Here is a 22876-nt window from a genome sequence, read left to right as displayed (position 1 = left end):
AAACCGTCGCGGCGCTGAACGATTCACGCCGCCGGCTTGCCTGCGCGGAGCGCGCCCGCATTCACATGAATGACGTCAATGCACAGTTGTGCACTGGCATGTCATCATCATCAATTCCGGTGGGGCAATGCCTCGCCGGATGATCCGGGCAAGCGCCCGGTGCCCTCTCCCGGAGTCATGAAATGCCCGCTTCTCTGCTCGACTTTCTCGCCGGTGGCCTGCTGCAGCCCAGTTGGGGCGCGCTTGCCGTCTACCTGCTGGTCGCCACCCAGCTGACCATCTTTGCCGTCACCCTGTACCTGCACCGCTCGATGACCCATCGCGGCGTCGAATTTCACCCGGCGATCAACCACTTCTTCCGCTTCTGGACCTGGCTGACGACGTCCATGATCACCCGCGAGTGGGTGGCCATCCACCGCAAGCACCACGCTACCTGCGAAACCGAGGAAGACCCGCACAGCCCGCTGACCAAGGGCATCGGCAACGTGTTCTGGCGCGGCGTGGAGCTCTACCGCGAGGCGCGCAGCGACCGCGCATCGATCGAGAAGTACGGCAAGGGCTGCCCGGATGACTGGATCGAGCGCCACCTGTACACGCCGCATGCGACCCTCGGCCCGACCCTGCTCCTTTTCATCAGTTTTGCGCTGTTCGGCTTTGCCGGCGTGGCGGTCTGGGCGATCCAGATGCTGTGGATCCCGTTCTGGGCCGCCGGCGTCGTCAATGGCATCGGTCACTGGTGGGGCTACCGCAACTTCGAGACCACCGACAAGGCGACCAACATCACGCCGTGGGCGTTCTGGATCGGGGGTGAGGAGCTGCACAACAACCATCACGCCTTCCCGAGCTCGGCCAAGTTCGCGCTGCGCAAGTTCGAGTTCGATATCGGCTGGACGGTGATCCGGGCGCTGCAGAGCGTGGGCCTGGCTAAGGTGCTGCGGGTGGCGCCGACCCTGGACGTGCGTCCCAACATCACCATGCCCGACCGCGAGACGCTGAAGGCATTGCTGGCGATCCGCTTCCAGGCGATGACCGACTACTACCGCAAGGTCACCCTGCCGACCCTGCGTGCCAATGACGAGAAGCTGCCGCGCAAGCTCCGCAAGGGGCTGGCCGATGGCGGTCGCTGGCTGGATGACGAGAAACGCGCCCGCCTGCAGGCGTGGCTGGCCGACCGCCCGCACATGGCGACCCTGGCCGAATACCGCCAGCGCCTGCAGCAGGTCCTGGACGAGCGTTCGCACGATGCCCAGGTCACGTTGCAGAAGCTGCACGACTGGTGCGTGGAGGCCGAGGCCACCGGCAACCACGCGCTACAGCAGTTCTCCGCGCGTCTGAAGGGCTACACCCTGGTGCCGGCGCAGGCGTGACCGCCGCGGGCCGTCATCCGCTGCGTGTGCTGACGGCCTCGTTGCTGGTGACCGGGCTGGCAGCGCTTGCGGGGTTCTCGACCCCGGCGTCCGCCCAGTCCCGGGTCGAGACGACCGGCGATTACCTGCAGCGCATGGACGCCGATGGCGATGGCCGGGTCTCGCTGGAGGAGTACCTGGCCTGGATGAGCTATGCCTTCGATGCGATGGATGCCGATGGCGACGGCGTCCTGGCCCCGGCCGAGCAGCCGGGCGGGAAGGGCAAGCCGATCACCCGCAGCCAGCACAACGCCCGCCTGACCGCGCGCTTCCAGCGCCAGGACCTCAACCGCGACGGCTTCCTCAGCGCCACCGAGCTTGCCTCGCCGCCGCAATAGTCCGCCCGGTTGACCGCCCGGGCGGCACCTACTACCAAAGTCGTCTGTCCGCCCCGGCGGGCACCTCCTACATTTTGATGGCAACCGTCCCGAACGGCCGTACGGCGCTCAAGCGCCCGCGTCGATCCGGGGCACGGCCATTCACTTGGGAGGACGTGCAATGCAGGCGAACAACGTGGTCGAACGGGTGCTCGCACACCCCAAGTTCCAGGAGCTGACGCGCAGGCGGGGACGCACCAGTCTCTGGTTTTTCCTGCTCATGCTGGTGGTCTATGCCGGCTTCATCCTGACCCTCGCGTATTGGCCGGACGTGTTCGCCCGACCGATCGGACCGGGCTACACAATGAGCGTCGGGGTGCTGACCGCGATCATCGTGGCGATCAGCGCGGTGGTGATGATTTCCGCCTTCGTGCACCTGTCCAACAAGCATTACGACCCGTTGATCGAAGCCATCGTGAGGGACGTGAAATGAGGGCCGCGATCGCACTGCGCGCCGCGGCCGTCGCCGCCATGCTCCCGCTGCCGGCGTTCGCCGCGACCAAGGGGCAGGCCAACACGTCGGCCATCATCATGTTCCTGGTCTTCATCGTCGGCACGATGTTCATTACCTGGTGGGCGGCCAAACGCACCAAGACGACCTCGGACTTCTACACCGCCGGCGGCGGCATCACCGGCTTCCAGAACGGTCTGGCGATCGCCGGTGACTATCTGTCGGCGGCATCGTTTCTGGGCATCGCCGGCATGGTCTACGTCAGCGGTTTTGACGGCATGATCTACGCGATCGGCTTCCTGTTCGGATGGCCGGTGGTGATGTTCCTGATCGCCGAGCGGCTGCGCAATCTGGGTCGCTACAACTTCGCCGACGTCACCTCCTACCGCTTGTCGGAAACCCCGTTACGGGTGTTGGCAGCGAGCGCTTCGTTGCTGGTCATCGCGCTGTACCTGATCGCGCAGATGGTCGGCGCGGGCAAGCTGATCGTGTTGCTGTTCGGCATTCGCTACGAGCTGGCGGTGTCCATCGTCGGCGTGCTGATGATCATGTACGTGGCGTTCGGCGGCATGACCGCGACCACCTGGGTGCAGATCATCAAGGCCGTGCTGATGCTGATCGGCGCCACGCTGATGGCGTTCCTGGTGCTGAAGGCTTTCAGCTTCAATCCCGATGCGATGCTGGCTGAAGCGGTGCGCATCCACCCCAACGGTCTCGGGATCATGGCCCCCGGTTCGCAGGTCAGTGCCAACCCGCTCAATGCACTATCGCTGGGGCTGGCGTTGGCCTTCGGCACCGCCGGACTGCCGCACATCCTGATGCGTTTCTTCACCGTGCCCAACGCCAAGGAAGCGCGCCGCTCGGTGATCTACGCCAGCTCGTTCATCGGCTACTTCTACCTGCTGACCTTCATCATCGGCTTCGGCGGCATCGCGCTGCTGTACCGGCATCCGGAGTTCTTCAACGCCAGTCCCGACGGCAGCATCGACATCATCAACGGGCTGGTCGGTGGCACCAACATGGTGGCGGTGCACCTGGCCAATGCGGTGGGCGGGAGCCTGTTGCTGGGCTTCCTGGCCGCGGTGACCTTCGCCACCATCGTGGCGGTGGTGGCGGGCCTGACCCTGGCCGGTGCCGCAGCGATCTCGCATGACCTGTACGCCAACGTGTTTGCCCGCGGCCGGGCGACGGAGAAGCAGCAGATGAAGATCTCGCGCATCTCCACCGTGACCCTGGGCGTGATCGCGATCCTGCTGGGCATCGTGTTCGAGAACCAGAACGTGGCGTTCATGGTCGGGCTGGCCTTCGCCATCGCGGCCAGTGCCAACTTCCCGGTGCTCGTGCTGTCGATCGCCTGGCGTGGCTGCACGACGATGGGTGCGACGATCGGCGGGTTCATCGGCCTGGTGGTGGCGACGGCCTGGGTAACGCTGAGCAAGACGGTGTGGGTGGACGTGTTCCACTTCGCCGAGCCGATCGTGCCCTTCCCGAACCCGGGCATCCTGTCGATCCCGCTGGCGTTCATCGCGATCTGGCTGTTCTCGATGCTGGACCGCAGCCCGCGTGCCGATCGTGAGCGCGCCGCCTTTGATGCGCTGCGCGTGCGCAGCGAGACGGGCATCGGCGCCTCCTCGGCGAGCGACCACTGACCCGGGGGGCTACCCTCGGTACTACAGACACAGGAGCGATGACGCCATGTACAAGCACATTTTGATTGCGACCGACGGCTCGGAGCTGGCGGGCAAGGGACTGGAGCAGGGCCTGGAGCTGGCGGCGGCGGTGGATGCGCAGGTGACCATCGTCACCGCATCCGAGCGCTGGACACCGGCCGATGCAGGGGTGGTGTGGGGTGGCTCGGCAAGCATGCTCGAGGAGTACCGGACCCACGTCACTGACCAGGCCAACGAGGTGTTGGCGGCTGCGGGGGCGCGAGCCGATCAGCTCGGGGTACGCCACGAGTCGGTGTATGTCGCCGACCGCTACCCGGCCGATGCCATCCTGGAGACCGCCGCCGCGCGCGGGGTGGACCTGATCGTCATGGCGAGCCACGGCCGCCGCGGCCTCAACCGGTTGCTGATCGGCAGTCAGACCAACGCGGTGATTGCCCACAGCACCATTCCGGTGTTGGTGGTGCGCTGAGGGTCGAGTTGGGTTAGATGAGGGGGCGCGATAGCTCCATCTTCCTTTTATGTCCGTCGGGCGTGAGGGGCCCCGCCGCGGCCGGGAGGTCTTCGCTGCTCATGTCCCCCTGCATCCGCCTGCAGGCGGATGCCTCCTCCTTTACTTCGCTGCGAAGACCTCCCGACCACGACGGGGCTCGGCGGGCGGGGACCTCCATCCGCTGGAGGTCCGGCTTTCACGACGGCCCCTGCGTTCCCCCGCAAGACGGGTGGGCCTGCCCTTGAGGGCGAAATAAAGGAGGAGGCGATGGCCGAAGGGCTTCGCCGGGGGACATTGGCCCTCAAGGGCAGGCACACCCGGCCCTGGTATCGCCGCGGTCCGCGTCGCGATGTTCTGGCTCACTGAAAAACCAGAGCACGAGACAAAACCGGGCCCACTGGTGTGGACCCGGCCGCTCGCGGACTCCCGCGGGCTCAACCGGCAGGTTCAGAAGGTGTAGCGCGCCAGAGTGTGCAGGCGGATCAGCTCGCCGTCGGCGCCCGACTCCAGGGTGCGCTCACCCCAGATGGCCTCGACGCCCAGATCCAGCTTCGGCACCGGCGACCAGATCAGGTTGGCGTGCGCCGAATGCACCCGCCAGGTAACACCCAGACCGGTCAGGTCGGTCTTGTTGTCCCACTGCGAGCGCGCGTAGTACAGGTTGCCGCGAAGCTGCGGATTGAACGCATGGCGCAGACCGGCATACGCCGCCCAGCCGCCCAGCGCGTCGAGATTGCCGTTGGCGTCGACCATCGCGTCCTGCTGTACGGTCGCCAGGCCAACGTAGCGCCCGAAGCCTTCGCCGCCGGTCGCCTGGTAACGGAAGTCGGTGCTGTCGCCGAGCTTGACCAGTCCGCTGACAGTGGCGGCGAATCCGGTGGTGGTCTCGGCGCTGCCGGCGACCGGCTCGTGCTTCAGCTGCCGCGCCATGCCGGCGACGCTGAAGTGGCCCCAGTCGCCCTTGCCGGTGTAGCGGGCGATCAGGTCGGGGACACTGTTGTCGCCGCTGATCACGCGCGGACCGCCGCCAAAGGGCTGCACCGTGGTTTCCGGGTTTTCCAGCGACACGCTGAAGGGTCCGCTGGTGTAGCGGATCTGCGGCTGGCGCACGAACACCACCGCATCGGTGGGACCGACGAAGTCCACCGAGTCGAGCAGTGCCGCGGTGTCCATGAAGTTCGACCAGGTCTGGCCGACCAGCAGCCGGTTCCAGGTCAGGTAGGCGTGGCGGATGGTGGCGCCATAGGTATTGGTCGCCGCGGTGTTGCCGAGCGATCCGCCGAAGAAGTCCAGCTCGAAGCGCGCGCCCAGTTTGTCGCCCGAATCCAGCTCGGTGCTGGCGTCGAACCACAGGCGCGAGAATTTGACGTGGCTGTCGAGGTAGGCGTCGCCGCCATCGCCGCCGACCGGGATCGCGCCAGGCACGTAGAAATCCCGTCCGGCGGTGCTCTTGGCGATCTTGCCGTCGCTGGTGCTGGTCGACATGGCGTCCACCCGGATCATGCCGCCGACGGTGAACCGGGTGCCGGGGTTGGCCTGCGGGGTGATCGTGGTGGTCTGGATGGGGTTGGTCGGGACCGGGGTTGCCGGGGGCGCGGCGGCAACCGGTTGGCTTGCCGGCACCGGCATCGTGCGCGGCCCGGTGGTGCCGGTATTGGCGAGTGGCTGCTGCGCCAGCATCTGCTCGACCAGCCGCTCCAGCTCCGCCACGCGGGCCTCGAGTGCCTGCTCGCGATCGGTCTGCGCCAGCGCCACGCCGGGCGCGAGCAGGGCCAGAAGCATCGCGGCGGCCAGCGGCCGGCGACGCCATTGCGTCGATACGCCGGTAGTGCCGGCGCGGTTGGATCGGGGCATGTTTCCCTCCACGGCTTCCGCCAGGTGACGGGTTGCCGACGGGCTGCCGGCCACCTGTTTTGGAGGGTATGCGTAAAACGCGCGCATTCACGCTTGCCTAGACCAAGGTCTAAACCGCGCCGCGATTGGATGCGGCACACTCGACAGGGACAAACCGCTCAGGAGGCCACGCCCATGAACACGCCCCGGGACATCTACCCAGTGTCGGCCGATTTCGCTGCCGACACGCGCGTCAATCGGGAGCAGTACCAGACCCTGTACAAGCAGTCGCTGGAGGATCCGGACGGCTTCTGGGCCGGCGTGGCCGAGCGCCTGGAGTGGATGAAGAAGCCCACCAGGATCAAGAACACCAGCTTCGACCTGGAGGACTTCCGCATCCGCTGGTACGAGGACGGGGAGCTCAACGTCAGCGTCAACTGCCTGGACCGGCACCTGGAGACCCGTGGCGACAAGACCGCGCTGGTCTTCGAGCCCGACAGCCCGGATGCCCCGGCGGAGCGCATCAGCTATCGCGAGTTGCACCAGCGTGTATGCAAGCTGGCCAATGCGTTGCGCGCACTGGGCATCGGCAAGGGCGACCGGGTCACCATCTACCTGCCGATGATCCCGGAGGCGGCGATCGCCATGCTCGCCTGCGCGCGCATCGGCGCGGTGCACATGGTGGTGTTCGGCGGCTTCGCGGCCAACTCCATCGCCGATCGGGTCTCCGACAGCGGCAGCAAGCTGATCATCACCGCCGACGAGGGTCTGCGCGGCGGCCGCAAGGTAAAGCTGAAGGTCAACGTCGACGCCGCCCTCAAATTGCCCGGCACCTCCACGGTGGAGACGGTCCTGGTGGTGCGCCACACCAACGCCGCCGTCGACATGCAGATGCCGCGCGACCGCTGGTACGACGCAGTGGTCGATGAACAGCCCGAAACCTGCGAGCCCGAGCGCATGAACGCGGAGGACCCGCTGTTCATCCTCTACACATCCGGCAGCACCGGCAAACCCAAGGGAGTGCTGCACACCACTGGTGGCTATCTGGTGTACGTCAGCTACACCCACGAGACCATCTTCGACCTGCGCGAGGATGACGTGTACTGGTGCACCGCCGATGTGGGCTGGGTCACCGGCCACAGCTACATCGTCTACGGCCCACTGGCCAACGGCGCGACCTCGCTGATCTTCGAGGGCGTGCCCAACTACCCTGACATGTCGCGTTTCTGGCAGGTGGTCGACAAGCATCAGGTGACCACGTTCTACACCGCGCCCACCGCGATCCGGGCGCTGATGCGCGAAGGCGAGGGGCCGGTCAAGGCGACCTCGCGCAAGTCCCTGCGCCTGCTGGGAAGCGTCGGCGAGCCGATCAACCCCGAGGCGTGGCGCTGGTACCACGACGTGGTCGGCGAGGGCCGCTGCCCGATCGTCGATACCTGGTGGCAGACCGAGAACGGCGGCATCCTGATCTCGCCATTGCCCGGCGCGACCGACCTCAAGCCCGGCTGCGCGACCAACCCGTTCTTCGGCATCAAACCCGCCCTGGTCGACACCAACGGCAACTTCATCGAAGGCGAGGGCTCGGGCAACCTGGTGATCACCGACTCCTGGCCCAGCCAGTCGCGCAGCATCTACGGCGACCACCAGCGCTTCATCGACACCTATTTCAAGACCTACCCGGGCACCTACTTCACCGGTGACGGCTGCCGCCGCGATGCCGACGGTGACTACTGGATCACCGGCCGCGTGGACGACGTGATCAACGTCAGCGGCCACCGCATCGGCACTGCCGAGGTCGAGAGCGCCCTGGTCTCGCACGACAAGGTCGCCGAGGCCGCGGTGGTCGGCTTCCCGCATGACCTGAAGGGCCAGGGCATCTACGTCTACGTCACCCTGATCGCCGGTGAAGTCGCCAGCGACGAGCTGCGGCTCGAGCTGATCCGCCACGTGCGCGCCGAGATCGGGCCGATCGCCTCCATCGACCACCTGCAGTGGGCGCCCGGATTGCCCAAGACCCGCTCGGGCAAGATCATGCGGCGGATCCTGCGCAAGATCGCCGAGAACGCGCCCGACCAGCTGGGGGATACCAGCACTCTGGCCGATCCTTCCGTTGTGGATTCACTGGTCAAGGAGCGCTACATCCCCGAGTGACGCCCGACGGCCATCCGCCTGCCGTTCCAACCCCCTTTCCCGGTGCGCCGGGGAAGGCGGAGTCCGCCGATGCCCACACTGCTGATCGCCGATGACCACCCGCTGTTCCGCGAAGCCCTGCGCGGGGTGGTCGCGCGGGTGATGCCGGGCGCCCGCCTGCACGAGGCGGACAGTGTCGATGCCCTGTATGCGTTGGTGGATGCAGAGCCCGATGCCGACCTGTTGCTGCTGGACCTCAACATGCCCGGCGCGCAGGGGTTCAGTGCGCTGGTGCATCTGCGGGCGATCCATCCCCAGCTGCCGATCGTGGTGGTCTCCGCTCGCGAAGAGCCGGGAGTGATGCGCCGCGCGCTGGACCACGGGGCGGTCGGCTTCATCCCCAAGTCGGCCGACGCCGCGACCCTGGCCGAGGCGATCACCGCGGTGCTCGACGGTGACCGCTGGGCGCCCGCGGCGGCATTCAATGCCCCGGCGGTCAACCCCGACGAGCGCGACGCCGCCCGACGCCTGCGCGACCTCACCCCGCAGCAGTTCCGCGTCCTGCAGATGATCGGGTCAGGACTGCTGAACAAGCAGGTGGGCTACGAGCTGGGTGTCTCGGAGGCGACCATCAAGGCGCACGTCACCGCGATCCTGCGCAAGCTGGGCGCCAACAACCGCACCCAGGCGGTGCTGATCGCCGGCCGGCTCGCGCTGGATCCGGGCAACATCGTGTTGCCGCCCGACGAGGAATAGCGCTCCCGCTCAGGGGGTGGCCAGGATGCGCGGTTGCGCGGCCAGGAACGCGCGCAGCGACGCCGGCTTGATCGGCTTGGTCAGCACCAGGCAGCGGTGCTCCCGGGCGGCATGCTTGAGTGCGTCGCTGCCATCCCCGGTCAGCAGGGCGGCGGGCAACGGGTCGCCGAGACGCTCGCGCAGAAGGCCGATGATGCCCAGGCCGTCGAGTCGGTCGTGCAGGTGGTAGTCGACCAGGGCCACGTCGGGGCAGTCCGACAGGGGCAGTGCGTCCAGCAGCGCGAGCGCCCCGTCCGCCGAGGCGGCAGTCAGGGTGATGACGTTCCAGCGGGTCAGCAACGCGCGCATTCCGTCGAGGATTTCGCGGTCGTTGTCGATGCACAGCACGCGCAGCCCGGCCAGTGAATCGGCGGTCTCCGCGGTCCGCTCGGCGATCACCTCAGCGTCGGGAGTGCGCGGCTGGCCCAGCGGCACGGTGATCGAGAACACGCTGCCGCCGCCAACCCGGGCGCGAACGCGCAGCGGATGGTCCAGGGTGCGCGCGATGCGCTGGCAGATCGACAGGCCCAGCCCGAGCCCGCGTTCACCGCGTCCGGGGTGATCGAAGCGGCGGAACTCGTCGAAGATCTGTTCCAGGTGGTACGGCGAGATGCCCGGCCCGGTATCCCATACCTGCAACTCCACCGCGCCATCGCGCATGCGGGCGGCGATCAGCACGCCGCCGGTGCGGGTGTAGCGCAGCGCATTGGCGAGGAAATTCTGCAGGGCCCGGCGCAGCAGACGGCGGTCGCTGTGGACCATCAGGGCCGCTGCGGGCGCGCGCACCCGCAACTGCAGTCCACGGCTGGCGGCAATGGCCGAGTGCTGGTGGGAGAGTTCGCGCAACAGCTCGTTGACATCGAAATCGGCGATCTCCGGGCGCAGTACGCCGGCGTCCAGGCGGGAGATGTCCAGCAAGCCGTCCAGCAGGTCCTCGGCCGCCCGCAAAGAGACATCCACCCGCTCCGCCAGACGCGCCTGCTCGGCCGGCTCCTCGCTTTCGCGCAAGGCCGAGGTGAACAGCCGAGCGGCATTCAGCGGTTGCAGCAGGTCGTGGCTGACCGCGGCCAGGAACCGGGTCCGCGACTGCTGTGCGTCCTCGGCCTCGCGCGTGCGCAGTTCGACGCGCTGCTCCAGCGTCTCGTTGGATTCGCGCAGCGCCTGCTCCACGCGCTTGTACTCGGTGATGTCGCTGTAGCTGGTCACGTAGCCGCCGCCGTCCAGCGGCCGGCCGTGCAGCTCGATCACCTGGCCACTGGCGCGCACGCGTTCGAACACGTGCGGTGCGCCGACGTTGAGGTGTTCCAGCCGCCGTTGCACCTGCTCCTCCACATCGCCAGGGCCCATCTCGCCGCGCTCGGCATTCCAGCGCAGCAAGTCGGCGACCGGTCGGCCGACATAGAGCATGCCGTCGGGGTATTCGAACAGCTCCTGGTAGCGCCGGTTCCAGGCGACCAGACGCATCCGCGCATCGACCACGCTGACGCCCTGGCTGATGTTCTCCAGCGTGGTGGCGAGTATCTGGCGATTGAAGCGCAACTCCTGGTTGGCCTCGTCCAGCAATGCGACCACCTCGCCCAGCTCCATGCCCGAGCCGCGCAGCGCGCTGGTCAGCGTCAACCGCGCCGATGCCGAGCCGATCGCCGCGGCCAGCAGGCGCTCGGTGAACTGCGCCAGGGCCCGGTCCGCGGGCCGCTCGGCCTTCCAGGGCTGGCCCTGCTGGCGCGCGTAGTCCTCGAACGCGCGCCGGGCACGACGCTCGCCGACGATGCGTTCTGCCAGCGCCAGCAGGTCGCCGCCGCGCACGCTGCCCGCCCAGCCGCCGGGACTGAGTGGGGGACGCTGCGCGTACGGGTCCAGGAACGGCGCGGCACGCAACTGCTCGTTCAGGCGCGGCCGGCTGCGCACGGAGACGTAGACGAACGCGCCGATGTTTAACAGCAGCGACCAGAACACGCCGTGGGTCAGCGGATCCCAGCCGACCAGCCCGAACAGCTGCTCGGGCTGCAGCCAGGCAATGCCGAATGGCCCCATATCCACCCAGCGCGCATTGATCCAGCCCCCATGCGCGAGGCTGGGCAACATCAGGGTGTAGATCCACAGCGCCCCTCCGGCGCCGATACCCGCCAGCGCGCCCGCCCGGCTGGCCCCGCGCCAGTACAGTCCACCGATCAGCGCCGGCGCGAACTGGGCGACCGCAGCAAACGCGAGCAGGCCGTGTTGGGCCAGGCCGCTGCCGCCGGAACCGCGTGCGTACGCGTAGGCCATCAGCGCCAGCGCGAGGATCGTCGCCCGGCGCACCCACAGCACCCGCTGCTCGATGCCCGGACCGGTCCGGCGCAGCGCGCCGGTGCGCAGCAACGCCGGGACAATCAGGTCGTTGCTGACCATCGTCGCCAGCGCCACGCTGGTGACGATCACCATGCCGGTGGCCGCCGAGAAGCCGCCGATGTAGACCATCAGTGCCAGCGCACTCTGGTCCAGCGCCAGCGGAAGGGCGAGCACATAGGTGTCCGGCGAGATGCCGCTGTCGCCCAGCACGGCCTGCCCGGCCAGGGTGATGGGCACCACCATCGCGCTGATGATCACCAGGTAGCCACCGAAGAACCAGCGCGCCATGCGCAGGTCACCGACGTTCTGGCACTCCACCACGGCGACGTGGAACTGCCGCGGCAGGCACACCAGCGCCGTGAACGCGAGCAGCGTCTGGGCGACGAATCCGACCGGCAGGCCCGGCCGGGTCACCTCATCGGCGGCCTGGACGATGCGCTCGCCGAAGCCGCCGATCCCGGGCAGGTGCATCAGCGCAAACACGCCAATGGCGACGAACGCCACCAGCTTGACCAGCGACTCCAGCGCGATCGCCAGCACCATGCCGCGGTGGTGCTCGGTGGCGTCGATCTGGCGCGTGCCGAACAGGATCGAGAACACCGCCAGCAACAGGGCGGTGTATAGGGCCGGGTCGGCCAGCAGACTCGCGTTGGCCGGCACCCCGGCCAGTACCTGGATGCTGTCGGCGACCGCCTTGAACTGCAGCGCGACATACGGAATCGCCGCGATCAGCGCCAGCAACGAAACCATGGCCGCCAGTCCGGGCGCGCGGCCGTAGCGCGAGGACAGGAAATCGGCGATGGAGGTGATCCGCTGCTCGTCGGAGATCAACACCAGGCGTTCCAGCAGGCGCCAGCCAAACATCAACAGCAGCAACGGGCCCAGGTAGATCGGCAGGAATCCCAGGCCGGTGCGTGCCGCCGTTCCCACCGCGCCGTAGAACGTCCACGACGAGCAGTACACCGCGAGCGCGAGGGCGTACACCGCCGGACGCAGCCACGCGCGGGTCGGCGTGCGCTCCCGGCGGTCGCCGTAGTAGGCGACCAGGAACAGCATGCCGACATAGGACACCGACACCAGCAGCAGGATCCAGCCAGGAATCACCCGCTCGCGCCTCCCAGGAATGTCGAACGCCGAGTGTAGGACGGTGGGCGGCCGTGCGGGTACGTCTCGGCCCGTGGGGTCGCGCCGGTCAGTGAGCCGGTTGCGGGACTGTCGCCGCCACGCGCTCGTCGGGCAGGGGGAGGCCGCGCATCATCCAATCCAGGTTGGAGCCGCGCATGCCGGTGCTGGCAAGGAGCGCGTTACGGGCAGGCGCATCGCAGCCGCCGACGGAACGGAGGTACGGAGCCACCGCCTCCATAACGCTGTGCAGCTCCAGTTGCGCCTTGATGTCGCCGACTTCGTGGGCGCGAGCATCGGCGGCCGCCATCCGGGCCTGTGCCTGCGCGTTTTCGCCTCTTGCGAACGCGACCAGGATCGCCACCTGGTCGAGCCGGTGAAACTGCTGCCACGATTCGGCGGGCAGGCGCTGGCGTGCGCTGTCGGTCAACCGGCTTGCATCGGTCCAACGTCCCCGGGCGGCGGCAATTTCGGCCAGACCGATCTCCGCATCGGCGATCAGCCACTCGTAGCCGGTGCCCTGCATCGCCGCGAGGGTGTCGGTCAACAGCGTGGACGCGGTGTCCACGTCCTCGGCGCGTGCCAGCAGATAGGCCGTCCATAACGCTGCCGTCCATCGCTCCGGCGCGGGGGGCATCGACTGGATATCACTGACCCGTTCCTGCAGAGCGGGCATCGCGTTGCCCGTGTCGCCCGCCATCAGGTCGATCATCGCGCCCACCGTAGCGGCATAGTTGGCCAGGTACGTCTGCCGGGTGTCGCCACACTGGTCGTGGCGCAACCGGGCATCCTGCAGGCGTCCTTGCGACAACAGCAACTCGGCCCGCGCGCAGGCCAGGCGGGCCAGCGCGTCCGCCGGCAGTGGTGGCTGGCCCTCGCGGGCGAGCCGGTCCACGGTCTGGTCAAGCGCCTGGCTGGCAGCCGGATAGTCGCCGCGCGTTCCGAGCAGGAACCCCTCGAACTGGTCCAGCCAGGTCGCCGTGTCCCCGGAAACCGGGCCGGCGCGGATCTGGCGGATGCGCTCGGTGGCGCGCTCGAAATGCCCCAGCAGCAGGTCCTCGTTGAGCAGGTCCACCTGCAGCTCCTGCTGCGCGGACACATCGTCAACGCTCTCGGCGATCGCCAGCGCGTCCTTCAGCCGTCGGCGGTACTCGCTGAGGTTGCCCGCGCTGCGCTGCTGGAAGGCGACGCGACGCAGCAACTGGATCTCCAGGTTGCGGTAGCCGCCGGCGCGCGCGTGCGCCAGCAGGGTGTCCAGCTCTTTGGAGCGACCCGCGGTTGGCAGCATCAACTCGCCGGATACGCGCGCGTGCATCGCGTCGATTTCCGCGCCGACCGAGGCGAACAGCCGCGCGGCTTCGGCGAACCCCTCCTGGCCGGCCTCCGGACCGCGCTGGAACGCATGGACCCGCGCCTGCAGCATCGTGGCCGCTGCGAGTTCGCGCTCCCAGCCCTTGCCCGCGTCGCGCGCCAGTTGGGCCGCACGAGTGGCGTGTTCGAGCACCGCGTCGCTGTCCAGGCGTACCCCTTCGATTTCCGCCAGTGTGAGGCGCCATTGCACCTGCACGCCCAGCGGCTGTCGTTGCCACTGCGTTCCCTCCAGCGCCAGCAGCGCCGCCTCTGCGTCGCCGCCGCGCATTTCATGCCACGCCTGTTCCAGGCGGAACGAGATTCGCTGGGGGTAGCGGGCGGCCAGTTCGGCATAGGCGGCAGCCGTCTCGGCGGCGCGTTGCGGGTCCACCGACAGGGCGGCGGCGGCCAGCACGCTGGCGACGTCCTCGGAGACCGGCGTCAGCAGTCGTTCGGCATGACCGATGTGTTCCATGGCGAATCGCGCCTGACCCAGACGGTACTGGGCCATCGCCCGCTGCAGATGTGCCAGGCCAAACTGCGGCGCCTGCTGCAGCACCGCCGCCAGGCCCGCGGCGGCGCTGGCCATGTCCCGCTCGCTGTAGGCGCGGTATGCGTCGGCGTAGGTGCGCAGCGCCGGCTCATCAATTTCCAGCTTGGGCCAGGGATCATCACGCCGAGCCGGCACCACCTCGTCAAGCACCTGACGGGACAGCGCGTCTATGAGCTGGGGCATCTGCGCGGCATCACCGCGCAACTCCAGTCGGCGACTCCCGCCTGGTGCGTCGAAGCGGGCCCGGATAAAGCGCTCGTCGGGATGGTCGGCCGATTTGCCTGCGCTCAGCAGCACCACCTGCGGCGGGTTTTCGGTCGCATCAGCCGCCAAATGGGCCTCCGTCATCAGCACGACCTCGGGAATCGCGTTCAGCTTCCACTCCAGCCAGGCGTGAAGCACCGTCGCCGGCCAGCGGGCATCGGCGTCTTCGCTGTTGCCCACTTCGATCAGTACCACGGACACCGGCTGCAATGGCGGCAGCGGCATCGACTGGCCGCTCATCCGGGCCAGCCCAAGCAGCCCGGCGAGGAGCATCAGTCCACCCGCACTGGCCGCTACCCACCAGGTCCTGTGGATGCGGCGGCGAGGCCGCTCAGCGCGTGGCTCACCGGCAGCGTGCGTTGGCCGGCCCCCGGCAACGGCGGCGCCTTCGGCGGGCGGCGGCTCCATCAGGGGCGGCGGCTGCGTCAATGGCGCGATCGGCTGTGTATGGGTGGCGGCGTCGGCGGGAGCGGTCTCGGGTTCCGCCGGGGGGGGCAGAGTCTTCGTTCCGACGCTTTCGATCGGGATTGCCTGCACCGGACCGGGAGGGTCGAACACATAACCGCCCTTGGCGACGGTCCGTATCCAGTGTTTGCGTTCCGGGCCGAGCGCCTTGCGCAGCATCCAGATGCTCTGCGACAGGTTGGCGTCTTCCACGACTACACCCGTCCAGACCTGCTCCATGAGGGCGGTTCGCGCGTGCAGCACGTGTGGTCGGGCCAGCAGGATCAGCAGCACATCGAAGACGCGCTGGGGCAACTCGGCGGTTTGCTCCGGCGTGATGGCCTGCCGGTAGCGCAGATCCAGCCGCAGATCGGCGACCTGCAGCATGCCTGTGTCACTCGGCCAAGGCAGGTTGTCCGGCGTGGTCATCGTTTCCACCGTTTCCCGGGCTTGCTCGCACCCGCTCGATGCCACGGAAGGCGTCTGCGGCTCTCGCATCCGTCTCCCCATCCAGATGGCTGGAGGCAAGTTATACACAGCAATTCACGTCAGTTTATGACGTAAATTGTGACTTGTTGCGTATTTATTGACGCTGTTTAGAACAAATTGAGATTTACACGCATGTTCGGCCGGGTCAAATGGCCTACATCTGGGGTGTGCTTTGCCGCATGTGGCGTCGTGAGAGTGGGCGCAACACGCAGGTCGCGGCGAGCTACGCAGGGCATCCCAGACACCGGAACCCACTTCCGCTCGGCGACTGCCCGGTCCTGAAGAGGTCGGACGAGACGGCCTGGACCAGATCCTTGGGAGTTCATCAACTGCTTGCGACACACCAACCGGGGTAACAAAACCATGTCCAGAACCACCGATAAGCGTCTGCGCCAGAGCCTTCTGGCCGCCGCCACCGCCGTTGCCATTTCTTCCGCCGCCTTCGCCGCACCGGCCGTTGCAGCCAATGCGGGCGCTGCCAACCTGGCCACCCTGCCGGACGGCCAGCCGACCGATCGCTTCATCGTCAAATACCGCGAGGGCAGCGCCCCGCAGGCGAACATCGCCAAGGTGCAAGCCTCGCTGGACCGCGTCGCCATGACCGCGCGTACCGGCAATGCGCTGCAAATGCACCAGGTGCGCCGCATTGCCACCGGCGCGGACGTGATCCGCACCGACCGCAAGCTTGATGCTGTGGAAGCCGCGGCGCTGATGCGCCAGATCGCCTCTGATCCGAACGTGGAGTACGTCGAGGTCGATCAGCTGATGAAGCCGACCATGACGCCGAACGACACCTATTACGCCAACAATCAGTGGCACTACTTTGAAAGTGCGGGCGGTATTCGCGCCGACAAGGCGTGGGACGTCACCGCGGGGCAGGGCGCGGTGGTCGCGGTACTGGACACCGGTATCACCAATCACAGCGATCTGAACGCGAATGTGCTGCCGGGTTACGACTTCATCAGCGACGCCGGGATGGCGCGCGATGGTGGTGGTCGTGACTCCAATCCGAATGATGAAGGCGATTGGACCTCGGCAAACGAGTGTGGCCCGGCCTCCAGTTCCAGCTGGCACGGAACCCACGTCGCCGGAACGATCGCGGCGGTGACCAATAATGCCAAGGGTGTGGCCGGCGTAGCGCACGGTGCGAAAATCGTTCCGGCACGGGTGCTCGGAAAGTGCGGTGGTTATACCTCCGACATCGCCGACGCCATCATCTGGGCTTCTGGCGGCAGCGTCAGCGGCGTGCCCGCCAATGCCAATCCGGCCGAAGTCATCAACATGAGCCTGGGTGGCGGTGGCAGTTGCTCGGCCACCTATCAGAACGCGATCAATGGCGCCGTCAGCCGTGGCACCACCGTGGTGGTGGCGGCGGGCAACAGCAACGCCGATACCAGCGGCTTCGTTCCGGCCAATTGCAGCAATGTCATCGCCGTCGCGTCGACCACCCGCACCGGTGCACGCTCCGGTTTTTCCAACTACGGATCTCTGATTGACGTCGCCGCACCGGGCAGCGATATCGCTTCCACCGTCAACACCGGCAGCACCACGCCTTCGTCGGAAGGCTACTCGTTGATGTCGGGTACCTCGATGGCGGCTCCGCACGTGGCCGGCGTGGTTGCGCTGATGCAATCCGCCGCGGCCGCCAATGGCGGGGTCAAGACACCGGCGCAGATCGAGTCGGCGTTGAAGTCCACCCTGCGTCCGTTCCCGGTCAGCATCGACAAGGCGATCGGCAACGGCATCGTGGACGCGAAAGCGGCGGTCGACGCGATGGGCAGCGGCGGTGGCAACCCGCCCGATCCGGATCCGGTCGGTGGCACGTTGACCAAGGGCACTCCGGTAACGGGCCTGTCGGCCGCGAGCGGCGCGACGGTGAACTACACCTTCCAGGTGCCGGCAGGCGCCACCAACCTGAGCTTCAAGATGTCCGGCGGCAGCGGTGACGCGGATCTGTACGTCAAGCGCGGCAGCGCCCCGACCGACAGCTCCTACGACTGCCGCCCGTGGTTGAGCGGCAACGTGGAGACCTGCACCTTTGCCAGCCCCACCGCCGGCACCTACTACGTTCGGCTCAAGGCCTACCAGGCGTTCAGCGGCGTCAGCCTGGTCGCCAATTACGACACCGGCAGCAGTGGCGGCAACGACAGCCCGCAGACCTACAGCAATACCAACACATACAACATCCCCAGCCCGGGCACGATCGACAGCCCGATCACGGTCAGCGGCCGCAGCGGCAACGGTCTGGCGGCGACCAAGGTGAGCATGGATATCCGCCACACCTATCGTGGTGACCTGCAGATCGACCTGGTGGCACCGGACAACTCCACCTACCGGATCAAGAACTCCAGCGGCAGCGACAGTGCCGACAACGTGATCGGCTACGCCAACGTCAATCTGACCAGCGAAGCCAAGAACGGCACCTGGAAGTTGCGTGTGCGCGACATGTGGTCCGGCGATACCGGTTACATCAAGTCGTGGAGCATCGATTTCTGATCCGCGCGCATTGAACGCATGAAAAAAAGAAACCCGCCGGAAGGCGGGTTTCTTTTTGGAACAAGCCGGAAGGCTTACTTGATCTTGCCTTCCTTGTAGATCACGTGCTTGCGAACGACGGGATCATACTTCTTGATCTCCATCTTGTTCGGCGTGTTCTTCTTGTTCTTGTCGGTGGTGTAGAAGTGGCCGGTGTTGGCCGAAGAGATCAGGCGAATCTTGTCGCGCTTGGAAGCCATGGGTCAGTCCTCCTCAGATCTTTTCGCCGCGTGCGCGGAGATCGGCCAGAACGGAATCGATCCCGTTCTTGTCGATGGTGCGCATGGCGTTGGCGGAAACACGGAGCTTCACCCAGCGATTCTCACTGGCGACCCAGAAACGGCGCTCGTGAAGGTTGGGCATGAAGCGGCGACGGGTCTTGTTCATGGCGTGCGAGACGTTGTTGCCAGTCGTCGTTCGCTTGCCGGTTACTTGGCATACACGGGACATACGCACCTCGAAAGGATGTTGATGCTTCCCTTGGCCAGGGAGGCGGCGGCCCCGCCGGATCCACGGATGTGGGCGGCATGCGATACGGGAAGAAGGCCGCCCGGAGGCGGACGCTGGAACCGGCAGACCGGAATCGCGCTTCCGGATGCTGCCTTGCAAGCCGCATGGGCTGGCCGGACACAGCGAGCCGGGCATTATGCGGTAACCCGAACGCCGGAGCAAGGTGGCGCCTGCCGGGTGTCCCGCTCACCAAGCGAATATCGTGGAGCGACTGAGCGGGACACCCGGCAGGCGCCGGCGCGTAGCGCACCCCGTTCGGTCAGCCTGAGCTCAACTCTTTTCCCTTCGCGTCCGCGTCCGCCGCCGTCTCAGCGATGAACGCACGCACCTGGGTTTCCAGCACCGGCAGCGGCACCGAACCCAGCGCCAGCACCATGTCGTGGAAGGCCTTGATGTCGAACCTGTCGCCCAGCTCCTTCTCGGCCTCCGCGCGCAGGCGCACGATCGCCAACTCGCCCAGCTTGTAGCTCAGCGCCTGGCCCGGCCAGGAAATGTAGCGGTCCACCTCGGTTGTGACCTCGTGCTCGCTCAACGCGGTGCGGTCGCGCAGGTAGGCCAGAGCCTGGTCGCGCGTCCAGCCCTGCGCATGCAGACCGGTATCGATCACCAGCCGCGCCGCCCGCCACATCTCGTAGGTCAGGCGCCCGAAGTGCTCGTAGGGCGTCTCGTAGATGCCCATCTCTTCGCCAAGCTTCTCCACGTACAGGCCCCAGCCCTCGCCGAAGGCCGAGATGTAGGTCTTGCGACGAAAATCCGGCAGCGCGTCCTGCTCGACCGCCAGCGCACCCTGCATCGCGTGTCCGGGCGCCGCCTCGTGCAGGGTCAGCGCCGGCAGGTTGTACAGCGCGCGCGAGGGCAGGTCGTAGGTGTTGACCCAGTAGGTACCGTTGCCGCCGCGGCCACTGGTCCAGTACGGCGCGATATCGTCGGGCACCGGCACGATGGTGAAGCGCCCGCGCGGCAGAGTGCCGATGAAGTTGCCCAGCTGCGCATCGATCCGTTTGGCGATCCATGCCGCACGCCACAGCAGTTCCTCGGGAGTCTTGGCGTAGAACTGCGGGTCGGTGCGCAGGAACTGCAGGAACTGGGCGAAACTGCCTTGGAACCCCACCTGCTTGATGATCGCGTCCATCTCGCCCTGGATGCGATCCACCTCATCCAGGCCGACCTGGTGGATCTGCGCGGGACTCAGGTCCAGGGTCGTGTACTCGCGGATCTGCTGGCGATAGAACGCCTCGCCGTCGGGCATTTCCGATGCGCCCAGGGTGCTGCGCGCGCCGGGTACGTACTCGTCGTGGAAGAAGGTAAGCAGGGTCTTGTAGGCGGGAATCACCTGCTGGCTGATCGCTTCCCGGGCTGCCGTGCGGAGCGCTGCCTGTTCGCTGGCAGGGATGGAAGCAGGGAGTTTGCGCAGCGGGTCATAGAACGTCGATTTCTCCGGGTCGGTGAGATCGGCGACCGCGGCGATCGATACGTCGCGTCCGTCCAGTACCGCCCGCGGCACGGTGAAGCCGCGCTCCAGGCCTGCGCGCATGTTGGTGATCTGCTGGTCGAAATGGCGCGGCACATCAGCCAGCCGTTCGATGTAACGGCGATAGTCGTCGGCCGTGTGCATCGGCCGGCGGGTCATGAAGCCCAGGTTGGACCAGAACGAGGAGTCCGAGTTGAACGGCATCTCGTAGTTGCGGAAGCGGACCTGTGCGGCGAGGTTCTCCACCTGCGGCCGGTAGATCGCCAGGTTGATCCGGTTCTCCGCCGACAGCGCGGCCGGGTCGATGCTGTCCAGCTCTGCCAGCACGGCTTCCCAGTACGCCAGACGCGTGGATTGGCTCGCCGCGTCAACGGACGGCAGCCGGCCCGGTGCGGACTGGCTGTCGCCGTCCTCGTCGGAGCCGCCGCCGGTCTGCTCCTGACGCCACTTCCACTCGCGCTCGTAGATGGCCTGGAAGCGCTTGTCGGTGGTCGATGCCGTGGCGACCGGCGCTTGCCTGGCCGCGGCGGTCGTGCTCGTGGCGGCGATGGACGGCACGCCGGCCAGTGCGAGATGCGCGGTGAACAGCGCGGGCAGCAGGATCAGGGAGAGAGGCTTCACGGCATCCACGGGTGGAAAGATCAAACCCGATCTTCGCACCGTGGATCCGGCGATCCTACCGGCCGAAAGTACCGGTGCCCGGTTGCCAGTGACTCAGCCAGCAAAGGCTGAGGTTACGACTGCGGTGAGCGCAGCTTCTCCAGCACGCCGTCCAGCGAGTCCAGGTCGCTGTAGTGGATCACCAGCTTGCCCTTGCCACCGCGCCCGTGGAGGACGTTGACGCGGGTATTGAGCGATTCCGACAGCTCGCGCTCCAGGCTCACAATGTCGGCCTGTGGACGCGGTTTCACCGGTCGCGCGCGTTTGCCGGCCGGAACCCGGCCCAGCGCGAACTGTTGCGCGCGGTGCTCGACCTCGCGCACCGACCAGCCGTGCTCGGCGGCATCGCTTGCCAGCTTGCTGGCCAGATCCGGTGCCAAGGTCAGCAACGCACGGGCATGACCCATCTCCAAGCGGCGCGCCTCGACCAGCGCGCGGATCGCCGGTGGCAGTTCGAGCAGACGCAGCAGGTTGGATACCGCCGCACGCGACCGCCCGACCGCGCCGGCCGCCTGGGCATGGGTGAGGTCGAACTCGTCGATCAGCCGTTGCAGCGCGGACGCCTCTTCCAGCGGATTGAGGTCTTCTCGCTGAATGTTCTCGATCAGCGCCATCGCGATGACGGTGCGGTCGTCGACGGATCGCACGACCACCGGAATCTCGGTCAGCCCCGCGCGCTGGGAGGCACGCCAGCGGCGCTCACCGGCGATGATCTCCCAGGTCTTGCCACCGTGTTCGCGCGATTCGCGCACCACGATCGGCTGGATCACCCCCTGCGCGCGGATCGACTCGGCCAGCTCGTCGAGCTTCTCGTCATCCCAGTGCTTGCGCGGCTGGTATTTGCCCGGGGCCAGGGAATCCACCGGCAGGTGGCGCAGGGTGTCGCTGCTGGTTGCCTCCAGCTCGGGGACATCCGCCTTGGGGCCCAGCAGCGCTTCCAGACCGCGGCCCAACCCGCGTTTCTTGGCGGCCGCCCTGGTGGCCGGCGGGCTGGCGGTGTCACCCTTTGCAGCACTCATGTGGTCGTCTCCGGATTGGGGGGCATGGCGGCGGTCTGCGCGCGGCTGGCGGCCTGGTCACGTTCGCGTTGGCGGCGCAGGATTTCGCCTGCCAGTCCCAGGTAGGCGATCCCGCCGCGGCTGTTGCGGTCGTAGCCGACGATACTCTGGCCGTGGCTGGGCGCCTCGGCCAAGCGTACGTTGCGCGGGACGATGGTGCGGAACACGCGGTCGCCGAAGTGCTCGATCAGTTCGGCCGATACCGCGTTGGCCAGGTTGTTGCGCACGTCGAACATGGTCCGCAGCACGCCTTCGATCTCCAGCCGCGGATTGAGGTTGGCGCGGATCGCCTCGATCGTGTCCATCAGCGCGCTGATGCCTTCCAGGGCGTAGTACTCGCACTGCATCGGCACGATCACCGAGTCGGCAGCGGTCAGCGCATTCAAGGTCAGCAGCGACAGCGCCGGCGGGCAGTCGATCAGGATGAAATCGTAGTTGGCCGCTATTGGCGCGAGCACCAGCTTGAGCTGCTGCTCGCGGGCCTCGGCCGACATCAGCCGCAGCTCCGCCGCGGTCAGGTCGATGTTGCCGGGAACCAGGTCGTAGTCCTCCTGGGTGCGCACGATCACGCTGGCGATGTCGTCCTCGTCCAGCAGGACCTCGCAGATCGAACTGTCCAGCTCGCGCTTGTTGATGCCGCTGCCGGTGGTCGCGTTGCCCTGAGGGTCCAGATCCACCAGCAGGATTTTCTTTGGCGTGCGGGCGAGTGCAGCGGCCAGATTGACGGCCGTGGTGGTCTTGCCAACCCCTCCTTTCTGGTTGGCGACGGCGATGATACGGGCGATGCGGCTCGTCCCCTGGGTCACGGTTGCGGAATTCCCGGTTGCGAAGGTTGCTGCGAAAGACGGCGCGGCGCGCTGTCCGACAGGAGATTATGCCCGCCATGGCGGGCGGCTGCCGAACCGCGCGACTGTGACCGACGTAACGGTTCTCGCGC

General features: G+C 67.2%; 16 protein-coding genes and 1 pseudogene. 9 read left to right on the top strand and 8 right to left on the bottom strand.

From position 1 onward, the window contains the following. Positions 1 to 182: 182 nt before the first annotated feature. The 5 genes from KZ491_RS10975 (at position 183) to KZ491_RS10955 (ending at position 4373) form a co-directional block, all read left to right on the top strand. A complete protein-coding gene (locus tag KZ491_RS10975) occupies positions 183 to 1367 on the top strand; it encodes a DesA family fatty acid desaturase (RefSeq protein WP_222565876.1) in 1185 nt (394 codons plus the stop codon). Next, a complete protein-coding gene (locus KZ491_RS10970; RefSeq protein ID WP_425493147.1) occupies positions 1364 to 1744 on the top strand; it encodes an EF-hand domain-containing protein in 381 nt (126 codons plus the stop codon). Before KZ491_RS10975 ends, KZ491_RS10970 begins: the two co-directional genes overlap by 4 nt. 160 nt (positions 1745 to 1904) lie before the next feature. Then, entirely contained in the window at positions 1905 to 2216 is a 312-nt protein-coding gene (locus KZ491_RS10965) for a DUF485 domain-containing protein (protein ID WP_222565875.1), read from the top strand. Positions 2217 to 2254: 38 nt separating this feature from the next. Next, positions 2255 to 3883 carry a cation acetate symporter gene (locus KZ491_RS10960; protein ID WP_281421678.1) on the top strand — a complete coding sequence of 543 codons (1629 nt, stop codon included), beginning with the start codon at positions 2255 to 2257 and terminating at the stop codon, positions 3881 to 3883. Positions 3884 to 3929: 46 nt separating this feature from the next. Further along, positions 3930 to 4373 carry a universal stress protein gene (locus KZ491_RS10955; protein ID WP_222565873.1) on the top strand — a complete coding sequence of 148 codons (444 nt, stop codon included), beginning with the start codon at positions 3930 to 3932 and terminating at the stop codon, positions 4371 to 4373. Positions 4374 to 4841: 468 nt separating this feature from the next. Here the strand turns inward: KZ491_RS10955 and KZ491_RS10950 are convergent, their stop codons facing one another. Then, positions 4842 to 6248, bottom strand: coding sequence for a DcaP family trimeric outer membrane transporter (locus tag KZ491_RS10950; RefSeq protein WP_246606758.1), 1407 nt, complete (start codon positions 6246 to 6248; stop codon positions 4842 to 4844). 174 nt (positions 6249 to 6422) lie between these two features. Between KZ491_RS10950 and acs the strand changes: the two genes are divergently transcribed. Together acs and KZ491_RS10940 are read left to right on the top strand one after the other, a co-directional pair. Next, positions 6423 to 8378 carry an acetate--CoA ligase gene (gene acs / locus KZ491_RS10945; protein WP_222565872.1) on the top strand — a complete coding sequence of 652 codons (1956 nt, stop codon included), beginning with the start codon at positions 6423 to 6425 and terminating at the stop codon, positions 8376 to 8378. Between the two features lie 69 nt (positions 8379 to 8447). After that, the gene (locus tag KZ491_RS10940; protein ID WP_222565871.1) at positions 8448 to 9113 is read left to right on the top strand and encodes a response regulator transcription factor; all 666 of its coding nucleotides are present in this window, start codon (positions 8448 to 8450) and stop codon (positions 9111 to 9113) included. A 9-nt stretch (positions 9114 to 9122) separates the two neighbouring features. On the opposite strand, the gene KZ491_RS10935 is transcribed toward KZ491_RS10940, so the two are convergent. Continuing rightward, positions 9123 to 12587 (bottom strand): hybrid sensor histidine kinase/response regulator, encoded by a 3465-nt coding sequence (locus tag KZ491_RS10935; RefSeq protein WP_222565870.1) that lies wholly within the window; start codon positions 12585 to 12587, stop codon positions 9123 to 9125. Positions 12588 to 12675: 88 nt separating this feature from the next. Then, a complete protein-coding gene (locus tag KZ491_RS10930) occupies positions 12676 to 15645 on the bottom strand; it encodes a winged helix-turn-helix domain-containing protein (protein WP_222565869.1) in 2970 nt (989 codons plus the stop codon). 423 nt (positions 15646 to 16068) lie between these two features. Between KZ491_RS10930 and KZ491_RS10925 the strand changes: the two are divergent. Together KZ491_RS10925 and KZ491_RS12815 are read left to right on the top strand one after the other, a co-directional pair. Beyond that, positions 16069 to 17826, top strand: a pseudogene (locus tag KZ491_RS10925) (S8 family peptidase); the annotation flags it as partial. Positions 17827 to 17970: 144 nt separating this feature from the next. Then, positions 17971 to 18201 (top strand): proprotein convertase P-domain-containing protein, encoded by a 231-nt coding sequence (locus KZ491_RS12815; RefSeq protein WP_235318682.1) that lies wholly within the window; start codon positions 17971 to 17973, stop codon positions 18199 to 18201. Between the two features lie 74 nt (positions 18202 to 18275). On the opposite strand, the gene rpmG is transcribed toward KZ491_RS12815, so the two are convergent. From rpmG to KZ491_RS10900, 5 genes are all read right to left on the bottom strand, one after another. Then, positions 18276 to 18440, bottom strand: a complete 165-nt coding sequence (gene rpmG, locus KZ491_RS10920) for a 50S ribosomal protein L33 (RefSeq protein ID WP_036191471.1) — start codon at positions 18438 to 18440, stop codon at positions 18276 to 18278. Positions 18441 to 18453: 13 nt separating this feature from the next. Beyond that, a complete protein-coding gene (rpmB, locus tag KZ491_RS10915; protein ID WP_036191474.1) occupies positions 18454 to 18690 on the bottom strand; it encodes a 50S ribosomal protein L28 in 237 nt (78 codons plus the stop codon). Positions 18691 to 19009: 319 nt separating this feature from the next. Next, positions 19010 to 20842 (bottom strand): DUF885 domain-containing protein, encoded by a 1833-nt coding sequence (locus KZ491_RS10910; protein WP_425493146.1) that lies wholly within the window; start codon positions 20840 to 20842, stop codon positions 19010 to 19012. A gap of 113 nt (positions 20843 to 20955) precedes the next feature. Then, complete coding sequence (locus KZ491_RS10905) at positions 20956 to 21900, bottom strand: ParB/RepB/Spo0J family partition protein (RefSeq protein WP_222565867.1); 945 nt, start codon at positions 21898 to 21900, stop codon at positions 20956 to 20958. Then, the gene (locus KZ491_RS10900) at positions 21897 to 22724 is read right to left on the bottom strand and encodes a ParA family protein (RefSeq protein ID WP_222565957.1); all 828 of its coding nucleotides are present in this window, start codon (positions 22722 to 22724) and stop codon (positions 21897 to 21899) included. The genes KZ491_RS10905 and KZ491_RS10900 overlap by 4 nt, the downstream gene beginning before the upstream one ends. Positions 22725 to 22876 lie beyond the last annotated feature (152 nt).

Source organism: Novilysobacter antarcticus, from assembly GCF_019802285.1.
GTDB classification, from domain to species: Bacteria; Pseudomonadota; Gammaproteobacteria; order Xanthomonadales; family Xanthomonadaceae; genus Novilysobacter; species Novilysobacter antarcticus.
The sequence above is the reverse complement of the archived record's forward strand: the minus strand, read 5'-3'. Positions and strand labels throughout refer to the sequence as shown.